Genomic DNA, 14448 nt, shown 5'->3' on the forward strand with positions numbered 1-14448 from the left:
GTAGCCGGTGCGGTACGAATGGGGGGTGTTAGCTCCCACTGTCCTGCTGCTGTCGACCTCGGACACCGATCTGATCACGGCCCGCGCGAGCGGGGCCCGGTATCGCTGGGCCAACCCGTCGCGGCTGGTCAGCGGTGAGCTCGAAGAACTTCTCGACGGCGCCGACATCGCGGTGATCCGCATTCTCGGCGGGTACCGGGCCTGGCAGGACGGCATCGACACCGTCGTGGCCAGCGGCCTGCCGACGGTCGTGGTCAGCGGCGAGCAGTCGCCCGACGCCGAACTGATGGGACATTCCACCGCCCCGCAGGGCGCGGCCCTGCAGACTCACATCTACCTAGCGCAGGGCGGTGTCGAGAATGTGGCAAATCTTCATTCCTTTTTGTCCGACACCCTGTTGATGACCGGGTTCGGCTTCTCGGCCCCGGTCACCACACCGAGCTGGGGTGTCCTGGAGCGTCCCGCCGCCGATGTCACCGAGGGCCCGACCGTTGCGGTGCTCTACTACCGCGCCCAGCAGCTGGCCGGGAACACAGCCTACGTCGAGGCGCTCTGTGACGCCGTCGAAGCGGCCGGCGGCCGCGCGTTGCCGGTGTTCTGCGCGTCCCTGCGCACCGCCGAACCGGAACTGCTCGAGTTGCTCGGCACCGCCGATGCGCTGATCACCACCGTGCTCGCGGCCGGCGGTGCCACTCCGGCGGCGGTCGGCGCCGGGGGCAACGATGATTCATGGAACGTCGCTCACCTTGCCGCACTGGACATCCCGATCCTTCAAGGCCTGTGCCTGACGAGTTCGAAGTCGGACTGGGCCGATAACGACGACGGGATGTCGCCGCTCGACGTCGCCACCCAGGTCGCGGTTCCCGAGTTCGACGGCCGCATCATCACCGTGCCGTTCTCGTTCAAGGAGATCGACGCCGAAGGGCTGATCTCCTATGTGGCCGATCCCGAGCGGTGCGCGCGGGTGGCCGGCCTGGCGGTGCGCCACGCCCGCTTGCGCGCCATCCCGGCCGCGGAAAAGCGGGTGGCCCTGGTGTTTTCGGCCTATCCCACGAAACACGCCCGGATCGGCAATGCCGTCGGCCTGGATACCCCGGCCAGCGCGGTCGCGCTGCTGCGCACGATGCGCGATGCCGGCTACGACATCGGTGACATCCCGGGCATCGACTCCGGCGATGGGGATGCCCTGATCCACTCCCTGATCGAACGCGGCGGACAGGACCCCGACTGGCTGACCGACGAGGCGCTGGCCGCCAATCCGATCCGGGTGCCGGCCAAGGACTACCGGACCTGGTTCGCGACGCTGCCCGCCGAGCTGGCCGATGCCGTGGTCGAGCACTGGGGCCCGCCACCGGGTGAGTTGTTCGTCGACCGCAGCCGCGACCCCGACGGCGAGATCGTCATCGCGGCCATCCAGGCCGGCAACGTGGTGCTGATCGTTCAGCCGCCCCGTGGCTTCGGCGAGAACCCCGTCGCCATCTATCACGACCCCGATCTGCCGCCCAGCCACCACTACCTGGCCGCCTACCGTTGGCTGGACTCGTCGTTCCCGGGATCTTTCCGGGCCGATGCCGTGGTGCACCTGGGCAAGCACGGCAACCTGGAATGGCTGCCCGGCAAGACCCTCGGCATGAGCGCGGCCTGCGGCACCGACGCCGCGCTCGGCGATCTGCCGCTGATCTACCCGTTCCTGGTCAACGACCCGGGGGAGGGCACCCAGGCCAAACGCCGGGCCCATGCCACCCTGATCGACCACCTCATCCCGCCGATGGCACGCGCCGAAACCTACGGCGACATCGCCAAACTAGAGCAGCTGCTCGACGAGCACGCCACCGTCTCGGCGCTGGACCCCGGCAAGCTGCCGGCCATCCGTCAGCAGATCTGGACGCTGATGCGCGCGGCCAAGATGGACCATGATCTGGGTCTGGAAGACCGCCCCGACGAAGAGTCCTTCGACGACATGTTGCTGCACGTCGACGGCTGGCTCTGCGAGATCAAGGATGTGCAGATCCGTGACGGTCTGCATGTGCTGGGGCAGAAGCCCACCGGCGAAGGCGAACTTGACCTGGTGCTGGCGATCCTTCGGGCCCGGCAGCTGTTCGGCGGCGAGCAGACCGTGCCCGGGCTGCGGCAGGCCCTGGGGCTGGTGGAAGACGGCACCGACGACCGCGTGGCCGTCGACGCCGCCGAGGCCGGTGCCCGCGAGTTGGTGGCCGCCCTGCAGGAATCCGGTTGGGACGCAGACGCTGTCGGCAGCATCACCGACAACCCCGAAGTCGCCCGCATCCTTAAGTTCGCCGCCACCGAGGTGGTGCCCCGGCTGGCGGGCACTGCCGGCGAGATCGAACAGGTGCTGCGCGCCCTGTCCGGCGGCTTCATCGTCTCGGGCCCGTCCGGATCGCCGCTGCGCGGTCTGGTCAACGTGCTGCCCACCGGGCGGAATTTCTACTCGGTGGACCCCAAGGCGGTACCGTCCCGGCTGGCCTGGGAAACCGGTGTGGCGATGGCCGATTCGCTGTTGGACCGTTACCGCACCGACTACGGCTGCTGGCCCCGGTCGGTCGGTCTGTCGGTGTGGGGCACGTCGGCCATGCGCACCGCCGGTGACGACATCGCCGAAGTTCTCGCCCTGCTGGGCGTGCGGCCGGTGTGGGATGACGCCTCGCGCCGGGTGGTGAACCTGGAGCCGATCGACCTGGCCGAACTCGGCCGGCCGCGCATCGACGTCACGGTGCGCATCTCCGGGTTCTTCCGCGACGCCTTCCCGCACGTGGTCACCATGCTCGACGACGCGGTGGCGCTGGTGGCCGGTCTCGACGAGTCGGCCGAGGACAACTACGTGCGCGCGCACTCCCAGGCCGACCTGGCCGAACACGGCGATCAACGACGCGCCACCACAAGGATCTTCGGCTCCAAGCCGGGAACCTACGGGGCCGGGCTGCTGCAGCTGATCGACAGCCGCAACTGGCGTGACGACGCCGACCTGGCCGAGGTGTACACCGCCTGGGGTGGTTTCGCCTACGGTCGCGGACTCGACGGAGCACCTGCCGCCGATGACATGAACCGGGCGTACCGGCGAATCGCGGTGGCCGCCAAGAACACCGACACCCGCGAACACGACATCGCGGACTCCGACGACTATTTCCAGTACCACGGCGGCATGGTCGCCACCGTGCGGGCGCTGACCGGGCAGGCCCCGGCGGCCTACATCGGCGACAACACCCGGCCCGACGCGGTCCGCACCCGCACGCTGTCGGAGGAGACCAACCGGGTCTTCCGGGCCCGGGTGGTCAACCCGCGCTGGATCACCGCGATGCGCAGGCACGGCTACAAGGGCGCATTCGAGATGGCAGCCACGGTCGATTACCTGTTCGGCTACGACGCTACCGCCCATGTGATGGCCGACTGGATGTACGAACGGCTCTCGGCTGAATACGTGCTCGACGACGAGAACCGCAAGTTCATGTCCGAATCCAACCCGTGGGCGCTGCACGGCATGGCCGAGCGGCTGCTGGAAGCGGCCGGCCGTGGAATGTGGGCCCAGCCCGAGCCGGCCACGCTGGACGGGCTGCGTCAGGTGCTGCTGGAAACCGAGGGCGAGCTGGAAGGGTGACGAGCCAGTAGATTCACGTCATGGCTCTCACCTTCGCCGATGTCGCCAAGGCCAACTACGTTCTGCTGACCACGTTCACCAAGGACGGCAGGCCCAAGCCGACCGCGATCTGGGCCGCGCCGTCGGCGGACGGGCTCGTCGTGATCACCCAGGAATCCTCCTGGAAGGTCAAACGGATCCGCAACACCCCGCGCGTCACCGTGGCGGTGTGCGATGTGCGCGGCAATCCCAAGAGCGAGGCGGTCGAGGCGCTCGCCGAGGTCCTGCCCAAATCCGCCAACGGCGCCACCTACGACGCGATCGGCAAGCGCTACGGGTTGCTGGGGAAGACGTTCAACCTCTTCTCCAAGTGGCGCGGTGGAATGCAGAACAATGTTTCCCTGCTTCTCAAACCGGTGAATTGAGTGGCATGACGCCCACCTTCGAGGATGTTTACCGCGAGAAGTACCTGCTGCTGACCACGTTCACCAAGGACGGCAAACCCAAGCCCACCGCGGTGTGGGGCGTACCCGACGGTGACCGGCTGCTCATCATCACCGATGACGGCTCGTGGAAGACCAAGCGCATCAACAACACTCCCCGCGTCACCATCCAGAAGTGCGGTGTGCTCGGAGCGCCCAAGGGTGACCCGGTGGAGGCGGTGGCCCGCAATCTGCCGAAGACCGAGACCCGGCGGGTGTTCGAGGCAATCGTCAAGCGGTATTGGAACCACGCCTGGTACTTCGTGCCGCAGGCGCTGTTACGCGGCGGCATCGACAAGGTGCACAGTGCGATCGAGGTGCGCGCCGTCGGCGCTTCGGCGAACGGTGAGGAACCGAAGCGCCCCGTCGATCGTTGAGCAGGCATGGCAAAGCGGCTGTTTCTGATCTATCTCCTCGTAGAGATGGCGGTGATGGTCGCCCTGGTGGCGACCATCGGGTTCGGCTACACCGTGCTGCTGCTTCTGGCCTCGTTCGTGATCGGGCTGGTGCTGGCCGGTTCACAGCTCAACCGGCAGGTCCGCCGGCTGCGGACCGGCCTGAACGGCGGCGTGTCCGATCCCGGTAATGCGATGTCGGACAGCCTGCTGGTGGCGCTGGGCACCGTGTTGGTGGTGATGCCTGGATTGGCCAGCTCGGTTCTGGGTGCGTTGTTGTTGCTGCCGCCCACGCGCGCGGCCGCGCGGCCGGTGCTCACGGGGCTGGTCGCCCGCCGGGTGCCGCTCATCGTCGCGGCGCCCGCCGGTTTCGGCGCGGCGACCGGTACCGCCGGTTATCGACACGGCAGAGGCGACTACATTGACGGCGAAGTAATCGACGTCAATGATGTCGATCCGTACCGCCTGCCTCCCAAGGCCTAACAGCCACCCGAAACAGCTTGACCACACTTCTGATCAACGGGCGCATCCACAGCCCCAGCTACCCCGACGCGACCGCATTCGCCGTGCGCGACGGGATAGTGGCGTGGCTGGGAACCGACGACGTCGGCCGGTCCCAATTTCCCGGTGCCGAGATCGTCGACCTGGACGGCGGCTTCGTCGCGCCCGCATTCGTCGACAGCCACGTGCATCTGACCGCCACCGGTCTCAATCTGGACGGCCTCGACCTACGTGGAGCCACCTCGCTGCGGCACTGCCTGCGCCTGGTGGACGAGTACGCGCGCCGGCATCCGGACGGTCTGGTGTGGGGACATGGCTGGGACGAGTCGGGATGGCCGGAACGCACCGGCCCGACCACCGAGGATCTCGACGCGGTGCTGGGGGAGCGGCCGGCCTATCTGGCCCGGGTCGACGTGCATTCGGCCGCGGCGACCACCGCACTGCGCCGGTTGGTGCCCGCCCTGGGCGAGGCCGCGGGGTTCGACCCGCAGCGTCCGCTGAGCGCCGAGGCGCATCACCTGGTGCGTGCGGCCGCGCGTGAGCAACTGACTCCTCAGCAGCGGCATGCCGCCCGCGTCGCGGCACTCGATCACGCCGCCGCGATGGGCATCGCGGCGGTCCACGAGTGCGCGGGCCCGCAGATCGGCGGATTGCTCGACTGGCAGGAGCTGCGCGACCTGGAGCACGGCGTGGAGGTCGTCGGTTACTGGGGCGAGCCGGCCCGTGACGCCGAGCACGCCCGCCACCTGATCGCCGAGACCGGGGCACGGGGCCTGGCCGGAGACCTTTTCGTCGATGGGGCCCTCGGCTCGCGCACCGCCTGGCTGCACGAGCCGTATCACGACGCCGCCGGCACCCGCGGCAACTGCTACCTCGACGTCGAGGTCATCACCCGGCATGTGCAGGCCTGCACCGAGGCCGGCATCCCAGCCGGGTTCCATGTCATCGGCGATGCCGCCGTCGCCGCGGTGACCGAGGGATTCGCCGCCGTGGTGCAGCGGCTGGGCGGCCCCGCGGTGGCTCGCTGCGGTCATCGCCTGGAACACCTGGAGATGGTCAACGCCGGCCAGGCCGCCAAGTTGGGGGCTTGGGGCGTGATGGCCAGCATGCAACCCAACTTCGATGCCCTGTGGGGCGGCGAAGACGGGATGTACGCCCAGCGTCTCGGGCTTGATCGAGTTCACCAGCTCAACCCGTTTGCGCTGTTAGCATCCGAAGGCGTGCCCCTCGCCTTCGGCTCCGACAGCCCGGTCACCAGCATGAATCCCTGGCAAACCGTGCGTGCCGCGGTCTCGCACCGGAGTGCAGGCAGCGCTGTTTCGGCTCGGGCGGCGTTCGCTGCGGCCACCCGTGGAGGTTGGCGGGCCGGCGGTGCGCGCGACGGCCTCACCGGAACACTCGCCCCCGGGGCCCCGGCCAGTTACGCGGTGTGGGAGGCAGACGAGCTGGAGGTCAGTGCGCCGGCCAACGCTGTGCAGCGATGGTCCACCGATCCGCGCTCACGGGTGCCCGCACTGCCGCGGCTGGCCGCCGATGCCGCGCTGCCGCGGTGCCGTCAGACCGTTCACCGGGGTGTCGCCATCCATGGGCAGTGACCGTCCTCGAGACCGTTTTGGCCGCCTGCGGCCGACGCCGAACGAGACCACCGAAGTGATTCCGGCCATCGTGGAAGACGAGCTCGCCGAGCTCGATGAACTCGATGACGAGGCCTTCGGGGAGTTGGACGAGGATGTCACCGGCGATCCGGTGGCCGACATCGATCCCGACGACGACGAACCAGAGGATCACGGATACCGCCTGACCGCGGCGGGTACCCCGGACCGCTGGTCGGTGGTGACCGTCCGGGCATCACGATTCGGACGGGCCGCGGCGGTGCGGTGGGCGCAGCTGAGCGCTGCGATCGGCGGCGGGCTCGCGTTGTGCCTGAGCTACCCGCCGACCGGTTGGTGGTGGGCGGCCTTCGTGGGGATGGCGTTGATCGGCTGGGTCCTGACCCTGCCGTCGACCACCCGGGCCGGCGGCTTCGGCTACGGATTCCTCTTCGGCCTGGCCTTCTACATTCCGCTGCTGCCGTGGATCAGTGGTCTGGTCGGGGCGGTGCCCTGGCTGGCGCTGGCCGCCATGGAGGCGTTGTTCTGCGGGCTCTTCGGTCTGTCGGCGGTCGTGGTCAGGCGATTGCCCGGCTGGCCGCTGTGGTTCGCCACCCTGTGGATCACCCAGGAATGGCTCAAATCGACCGTGCCGTTCGGTGGGTTCCCTTGGGGAGTAATCGGATTCGGCCAGACCAATGGGCCGCTGCTGCCGATTGCGCGGTTGGGCGGCGCACCACTGTTGTCGTTCGCGGTGGTCCTGGTGGGCTTCTGTGCGACGCTGCTGGTGCTGGAGATCGTGCAGTGGTGGCGGCATGGACACAAGCCGGGCTTCCCGGCGCCCGCGGTGATGCTGCCCGGGGTGTGCATCACGGTGGTGCTGCTGGCCACCGCGGTGCTGTGGCCGCAGGTCCGTCATTCCGGGACCGGCGCGGGCGACGAACAGACCGTCACCGTTGCCGCCGTGCAGGGCAACGTGCCCCGGCTCGGCCTTGAGTTCAATGCCCAGCGCCGTGCGGTGCTCGACAACCACGTGAAAGAGACGCAGCGGCTGGCCGGCGACGTCCGAGCCGGCCGGGCCCCACAACCCATGTTCGTGGTCTGGCCCGAAAACGCCTCCGACATCGATCCGCTGGCCAATGCCGACGCCGCCGCGCAGATCACCGCGGCGGCCGACGCGATCGGCGCACCGATCCTGGTGGGAACCGTCACCAAGGCCGACGGCTATACCGCGGACAACCCGGTGGCAACCAACACCGTGATCGTGTGGGATCCCGAACACGGGCCCGGCGAGCGCCATGACAAGAAGATCGTGCAGCCGTTCGGTGAGTACCTGCCGTGGCGTGGGTTCTTCAAGCACCTGTCGTCGTATGCCGACCGGGCGGGCTACTTCGTGCCGGGTGAGGGCAATGGTGTCGTGCACGCGGCCGGTGTGCCGATCGGGGTGACCACATGCTGGGAAGTGATCTTCGACCGGGCCGCACGGGAATCGGTACTCAGTGGGGCCCAGGTGCTGACCGTGCCGACCAACAACGCGACGTTCGACGAGAACATGAGTGCGCAGCAGTTGGCGTTCGGCAAACTGCGGGCCGTCGAGCACGACCGGTATCTCGTGGTCGCCGGGACCACCGGCATCAGTGCGGTGATCGCACCGGACGGTCGTGAGCTGGCCCGCACCGAGTTCTTCCAGCCTGCCTACCTGGACAGCCAGATCAGGTTGAAATCAGATGTGACACCCGCCACCGAATGGGGACCGGCCCTGCAGGTGGTGCTGGTCACGCTTGGTATTGGGGCACTGGTTGCCGCGATACTGCACAATGGAGGGTTCGTGCCAAGAATGTTGAGGCGTCGCACCGGCGAAGGCCCGCGACGATGAAGGAGCCACATGACAGTCCCTGGTGACGGAGCGCAGCGGCAGGGGGAATCCAGCCCTCGCCAGGACGGTGAACGCCCGAGTCAGCGCACCCTGGTGATCATTCCCACCTATAACGAGCGGGAGAACCTGCCGCTGATCGTGGGGCGCGTGCATCACTCCAGCCCCGAGGTGCACATCCTGGTCGTCGACGACGGCAGCCCTGACGGCACCGGCCAGCTGGCCGATGAGCTGGCCCTGGCCGATCCGGATCGGGTGCACGTGATGCACCGGACCAGCAAAGCCGGCCTCGGCGCGGCCTATCTGGCCGGCTTCGCGTGGGGGCTGGGCCGCGGATACTCGGTTCTGGTCGAGATGGACGCCGATGGCAGCCACGCCCCGGAGGAATTGAACCGGTTGCTCGACGCGGTCGACGCCGGGGCGGACCTGGCGATCGGCTCGCGGTATGTCCCCGGCGGAACGGTACGCAACTGGCCGGTGCGCCGTCTGGTGCTGTCCAAGACCGCCAACACCTACTCGCGGTTGCTGCTCGGTGTCGGCATCCACGACATCACCGCCGGGTACCGCGCCTACCGACGCGAGGTGCTGGAGAAGATCGACCTGTCCGCGGTGGATTCCAAGGGCTACTGCTTCCAGATCGACCTGACCTGGCGGGCGATCAACAACGGGTTCAAGGTCGTCGAGGTGCCCATCACGTTCACCGAACGTGAGCTCGGGGTCTCCAAGATGAGTGGCTCCAACATCCGCGAGGCCATGTTCAAGGTCGCGGAGTGGGGGATCCGTGGACGCCTGGACCGCGCCCGCGGCGTGGTGCGCTAGCCAGACACAAAAAAACCGCGATATGCCCATGACGGGCGTATCGCGGTTTTTTTATACGGCTCAGCTGCCGCGACGCTTGGTCTTGATCAGGTCGAGGCGCTCCTTGAGCAGCTCCTCGAGCTCCTCGACCGAGCGACGCTCCAGCAGCATGTCCCAGTGGGTACGCGGCGGCTTGACCTTCTTGGGCTCCGGCACATCGCCCTCGATCAGGGTGCCCTCGAGCCCGTTACGGCACAGCCAGGTGCCGGGGATCTCGGCGTCGTCGGCGAACGGGACGTCGAACTCTTCACCGTTTTCGGTGCGGTAGCGCGCGACCTGACGCGGCGCCAGGTCATGGTTGCGGTCGGTCTCGTAGCTCACGGCTCCGAGGCGACTGCCTCTCAGGACGCGATCAGCCATCGTCAACACTCCTTATTTGGCGTTTTTGTCCGGATGTATCAACGCTGAACGGCGTTGCCAAGTTCCCGACTCGACCATCGATGATACGCGGGTCGCGGCGTCGGGCAGTCTACAGTCGTGAGCCATGGCGCACCACCGCAGACAGGACCGTCCCCAGCCGTGCCGGTGGTGCGGACGCGAGGTCGCCGATGCACAGATGGGTCGCCGTCGCCAGTACTGCCGTCAGTCCTGCCGGCAGCGTGCCTACGAACAGCGCGCGATGGTCAAGGGCACCTCGCTGGCCCCGGATTCGGTGGTGCTCAGCGCCGACGAGGCGGCTCAGCTGTCCGACCGCGTGTACCAGGTCCGGTGTGCGGCCGAGGATGTGGCCACCGCGGTCGACGAGGGGGCCGACGCCGACGAACTGCGGCAGTTGTGTGACGCGCTGATGGAAGCCGCGAAAGCGGCGGACGGCTGGCGCTAGTCCGGCGGGCAGCTGAGCTGGCGTCCGACGCCCACCGGCGGAGGGACCGGCTTCAGACAGCCCAGCGGTTCGACGCCCGAGGAGCTCAGCAGCACGGCGGACTGGTGCGCGTAGTTGACGCACACCAGGCTGGATTTGTCGGCCCGGCACCGGTAGTCACCGAACGCCAGTGATTTGCCATCGGGCAGCTCGGCACCGTCGCCATAGCCGAACCGGCCCGGATCCCCGTGCAGCGAGCCGATATCCACTGTCTCGCCGGCGAAGTCCACCCAGCCGGGAATCCACTGCCCTTCGACGTCGGCTGGTTTCGACGGCAGATCGTCGGCTTTGATCAGGCACGCCAGTCGGCCCTCGACGGCCTTGTCGGTCGCGCAGCGGGCGTTGCCCGAAGGCACGACGAACGCGACGTCATCGCCGAGGTTCGTGGATTGGCCTTCGCGCGTAGCGGTGTGGAAACCGGATGGATCGGCGGGGGTACCTGCCTCGACCCACTTGATCACGCGGTTCATCGGGGTCCCTGGAGCCGGTGCCGTGGTGGGCAGCGGCGAGGTCGTCGTCGGGGTGGACGTGGGGGTCTTGGTGTGCGGGGCGCCGGCCGGCATCGACATCCGGGGCTGGGAGCTCGGCTGCGACTCGTGCCCTCCTCCCGGCGAGCAGGCGGCCACGAAACCGGCCAAAAGCACAGCAGCCCCAACAGTCACAACGGTGCGCATACCCGCAAGGCTAGCGGTCGCGTGTCGAGCCCACCGCCTCTCCGCCCCCACTCATGTAATTCGATACGGTCGGGTGATGCACGAGCGGACTGTCCGGGCAAAGATCGGCACCGGCATCGTCGAAGGGTTCACGCGCGACGGCGTACATCGTTGGCGTTCCATCCCTTACGCCAAGCCGCCGGTCGGGAGGCTGCGTCTACGCGCCCCCGAGCCGGCCGAGCCGTGGCCCGGTGTGCGCTACTGCCACGGGTTCGGTTATTGCGCGCCGCAGCAAAACCGCTACACCCTCGTCGGTGTCGGTAAGCACCAGCCGATGAGCGAGGACTGCCTGACGCTCAACGTGGTGGCACCGGAGAAACCGAACACCGACGGTCCGCTGCCGGTGATGTTCTTCGTGCACGGCGGCGGCTACATCCTAGGAAGCTCGGCAACGCCCATCTACGACGGTGCCGCGCTCGCCCGCCGCGGTTGCGTGTTCGTCTCGGTCAACTACCGGCTCGGCATGCTCGGGTGTGTCGAGCTGTCGTCGCTGTCGACGCCGGAACATCCGATCGATGACAACCTGTTCCTGCGCGACCTGGTGTTGGCGCTGCGTTGGGTGCGCGACAACATCGCGGTGTTCGGCGGGGACCCGGACAACGTGACGATCTTCGGCGAGAGCGCCGGTGCGCACGCGGTCGCGACGCTGCTCGCGGTGCCCGATGCCGAGGGCCTGTTCGCCCGGGTGATCTCGGAGAGCCCGGCCAGCGGAATGGTCAGCTCGGCTGACGCCGCCGCGCATATCGCGGACCAGATCGCCGAATTGGTCAGTCCCGGTGGGGGATCGGCGGCCGCGGCGCTGATGTCGGCTCGCCCGGCCGAGCTGGGCCGCGCCCTGGAGGCGATGATCATGCGCGGCCAGACCGATATGCCGGGCGCGTTTCCGGTCGGGCCGACGTTCGGTACCGACTATCTGCCCGTCGACCCCGTCACGGCAATGGCCGAGGGCAGTGCACAGCGGGTTCCGTTGATCGTCGGCAACAACGCCGACGAGGGACGGCTGTTCACCCGGTTCCTCCAGTTGCTGCCGACCAACGAGGCGATGATCGAGAAGCTGTTCGCCCGTACGGATCCGGAGGAGCGCCGCCGGATCGTCGCGGCATATCCGGACTATCCGAGCAGCGCGGCCTGCGTGCGCCTCGGCGGTGACTTCGCCTTCGCCTCGGCCACCTGGCAGATCGCCGAGGCACACAGCAGGCATGCACCCACGTACGTGTACCGCTATGACTACGCACCGCGCACCCTGCACTGGGCGGGGCTGGGTGCGACGCATGCGATGGAGCTGCTGGCCGTGTTCGACACGTACCACACGACATACGGTGCGCTGCTGACCGCGGTCGGTGACCGCACGTCGGCCCGGCGGGTCAGCCGTGATGTGCAGCGGCGCTGGCGTGAGTTCACCCGCACCGGTGACCCGGGGCCCGGCTGGCCGGCCTACGACAGCCGCGAACGGGCGGTGTTCGTCTTCGATCGCCGGCCGCGCGTCGAGTACGACCCCCGGTCGGTGCGCCGTAAGGCGTGGGAGGGATTCACGCTCGCCGAGCGCTGAGGTCGTCGTTCTGACTCTGGGCGATTTGCTGCAGGGAAATACCGGGATGTGGTTGCGTATTCGGTGTGGACTATCCCCTGGATCCGCTGTCGGCCGACGAGTTTCGCGCGGTAGCAGCGATATTGCGGCGTGAGCACGGGGTCGGGGAGGGCTGGCGGGTTGCCTCGGTGGAACTCCTCGAGCCGACCAAGACCGAATTGGCCGCCTTCGACGGCGGGGGTGCGACCCCGGCCCGCCGGGCCGCCGTCATCTGTCTGGACCGGTCGGCCAACGCCACCTACAAGGGGGTGGTGTCGCTGACCGGCGACCGCGTCGAGGACTTCGACCACATTCCGGGCGTGCAGGCCAATTTCACCGTCGATGAGTTCGTCGAATGCGACGAGGTGCTGCGCCGGCATCCCGACGTGATCGCCGCACTGGCCAAACGCGGCATCACCGACCTGGACAACGTGTTCATGGACACCTGGACCTACGGTGACGCGGTCGCGCCGCCCGAATACCGCGACCGTCGGATCGGCTGGTCGGACACCTGGTATAAGCAGGCGGCGGGAGCCAATCCCTACGCTCACCCGGTCAGCGGCCTGCACTGCGTCATCGACATCAACAGCATGGAGGTGCTGCGCGTCGAGGATGACGGCAGTTCCGAAATGCCGGATGTGATGGGCGAATACGTACCGCACCACATCCCCGAACGTATCCGGGCGGCTTCGCGGCGCGAGCCGCTCAAGCCGCTGGACATCACCCAGCCCGAGGGGCCGTCGTTCACGCTGGACGGCAACCTGCTGCAGTGGCAGAACTGGTCGTTGCGCATCGGTTTCAACCACCGCGAGGGGATGACACTGCACACCGTGCGGTACCGCGACGGTGAGGTGAATCGTTCAGTGGCCCACCGTTTGTCGTTCGCCGAGATGGTGGTGCCCTATCGGGATTCCTCGGTCGATCACTACCGGCGTACCGCGTTCGACATCGGTGAGTGGGGCCTGGGATTCATGACCACCTCGCTGGAGCTCGGCTGCGACTGCCTCGGTGAAATCCGTTATCTGGATGCGGTTCTGCACAACAGTGCGGGGGAGCCGTACACCATCACCAACGCGATCTGCATCCACGAGGAGGACAACGCCGTCCTGTGGAAGCATGTCGACCACGACGCCGGAGCCGAGGTGCGCCGGATGCGCAGGCTCACACTGTCATTCCACGTCACCGTCGCCAACTACGAATACCTCGTGTACTGGCGGCTCTACCAGGACGGCAACATCGAGTGTGAGGTCCGCGCCACCGGGATCATGGTCACCACCCCGTTCCCGGCCGGGGACACACCGAAGAACGGCACGCTCGTCGACGAGCGCACCTATGCGCCTTTCCATCAGCACTTCCTGATCGCCCGGCTGGACCTGGACATCGACGGCACCGACAACACGGTCTACATGACCGAGTCGTATGCCGAGCCGATCGGCCCCGACAATCCGTACGGGTTGTCACTGGTGGTGCGCAATCAGGCGCTGCGCACCGAACAGGAGGGCAAGCAGGACGTCAGCTTCGCCACCCAGCGGGCCTGGAAGGTGGTCAACACCAACGTCGTCAACGGTCTGGGTACCCACCCGTCCTACAAGCTGGTTCCCACCGGGGCCATCCCGGCGATGTTCGACGCGGCCTCCCCGGTGCTGCAACGCGCCAACGTCATCGGTCACACGCTGTGGGTGACCCCGAACCGGCCAGATGAACGCTGGCCGGCGGGGGAGTTCGTCAACCAGTCCGTGACCGACACCGGGCTGGGCGAGTGGACCAAGGCCGACCGCTCGATCGACAACACCGACGTGGTGCTCTGGTACGTCTTCGGCATCCACCACATCACCCGTCCCGAGGACTGGCCGGTGATGCCCGTGGACGTGGTGTCGTTCTGGCTCAAGCCTTTCGGGTTCTTCGACCGCAACCCGTCCCTGGACGTGGCGGCCACCCCGCCGGACGCCTGCACCCACGGTCACGCCAAGGCCGCACATCATTAGTTGACACCTGTCATGTGTGACGGGGAACACT

12 protein-coding genes are annotated in these 14448 nt (G+C 67.8%); 10 read left to right on the forward strand and 2 right to left on the reverse strand.

Translation table 11 applies throughout. The features are described 5' to 3' along the window. The first annotated feature begins 25 nt into the window (after nt 1-25). The 7 genes from cobN to BN2156_RS03810 are packed head-to-tail and all read left to right on the forward strand — an operon-like array spanning nt 26 to nt 9251. Nucleotides 26-3613, forward strand: coding sequence for a cobaltochelatase subunit CobN (gene cobN / locus BN2156_RS03780; RefSeq protein ID WP_235625202.1), 3588 nt, complete (start codon nt 26-28; stop codon nt 3611-3613). Nucleotides 3614-3633: 20 nt separating this feature from the next. Continuing rightward, nucleotides 3634-4017, forward strand: a complete 384-nt coding sequence (locus BN2156_RS03785) for a PPOX class F420-dependent oxidoreductase (RefSeq protein ID WP_090510367.1) — start codon at nt 3634-3636, stop codon at nt 4015-4017. 5 nt (nt 4018-4022) lie between these two features. Continuing rightward, on the forward strand, nt 4023-4451 hold the full coding sequence (locus BN2156_RS03790; protein WP_090510370.1) for a PPOX class F420-dependent oxidoreductase: 429 nt from the start codon (nt 4023-4025) through the stop codon (nt 4449-4451). A 6-nt stretch (nt 4452-4457) separates the two neighbouring features. Beyond that, complete coding sequence (locus BN2156_RS03795) at nt 4458-4952, forward strand: FxsA family protein (protein WP_090510373.1); 495 nt, start codon at nt 4458-4460, stop codon at nt 4950-4952. 17 nt (nt 4953-4969) lie between these two features. Next, entirely contained in the window at nt 4970-6565 is a 1596-nt protein-coding gene (locus tag BN2156_RS03800; RefSeq protein WP_090510375.1) for an amidohydrolase, read from the forward strand. Continuing rightward, nucleotides 6555-8435, forward strand: a complete 1881-nt coding sequence (lnt, locus tag BN2156_RS03805; protein WP_090510378.1) for an apolipoprotein N-acyltransferase — start codon at nt 6555-6557, stop codon at nt 8433-8435. The genes BN2156_RS03800 and lnt overlap by 11 nt, the downstream gene beginning before the upstream one ends. Nucleotides 8436-8444: 9 nt before the next feature. After that, entirely contained in the window at nt 8445-9251 is an 807-nt protein-coding gene (locus BN2156_RS03810) for a polyprenol monophosphomannose synthase (protein WP_090510380.1), read from the forward strand. Between the two features lie 60 nt (nt 9252-9311). Here the strand turns inward: BN2156_RS03810 and rbpA are convergent, their stop codons facing one another. Continuing rightward, on the reverse strand, nt 9312-9650 hold the full coding sequence (gene rbpA, locus BN2156_RS03815) for an RNA polymerase-binding protein RbpA (RefSeq protein WP_003880369.1): 339 nt from the start codon (nt 9648-9650) through the stop codon (nt 9312-9314). 124 nt (nt 9651-9774) lie between these two features. Here rbpA and BN2156_RS03820 point away from each other — a divergent pair, with 124 nt between their 5' ends. Further along, nucleotides 9775-10113 (forward strand): hypothetical protein, encoded by a 339-nt coding sequence (locus BN2156_RS03820; protein WP_090510382.1) that lies wholly within the window; start codon nt 9775-9777, stop codon nt 10111-10113. On the opposite strand, the gene BN2156_RS03825 is transcribed toward BN2156_RS03820, so the two are convergent. Then, the gene (locus BN2156_RS03825; RefSeq protein WP_090510383.1) at nt 10110-10826 is read right to left on the reverse strand and encodes a hypothetical protein; all 717 of its coding nucleotides are present in this window, start codon (nt 10824-10826) and stop codon (nt 10110-10112) included. The genes BN2156_RS03820 and BN2156_RS03825 overlap by 4 nt on opposite strands. Nucleotides 10827-10902: 76 nt before the next feature. On the opposite strand from BN2156_RS03825, the gene BN2156_RS03830 reads away from it, so the two are divergent. Both BN2156_RS03830 and BN2156_RS03835 read left to right on the forward strand, forming a co-directional pair. Next, on the forward strand, nt 10903-12414 hold the full coding sequence (locus tag BN2156_RS03830; protein WP_090510386.1) for a carboxylesterase/lipase family protein: 1512 nt from the start codon (nt 10903-10905) through the stop codon (nt 12412-12414). A gap of 65 nt (nt 12415-12479) precedes the next feature. Further along, nucleotides 12480-14417, forward strand: a complete 1938-nt coding sequence (locus tag BN2156_RS03835; protein WP_090510387.1) for a primary-amine oxidase — start codon at nt 12480-12482, stop codon at nt 14415-14417. Nucleotides 14418-14448 lie beyond the last annotated feature (31 nt).

It is taken from the genome of Mycolicibacterium neworleansense, assembly GCF_001245615.1.
GTDB lineage: Bacteria > Actinomycetota > Actinomycetes > Mycobacteriales > Mycobacteriaceae > Mycobacterium > Mycobacterium neworleansense.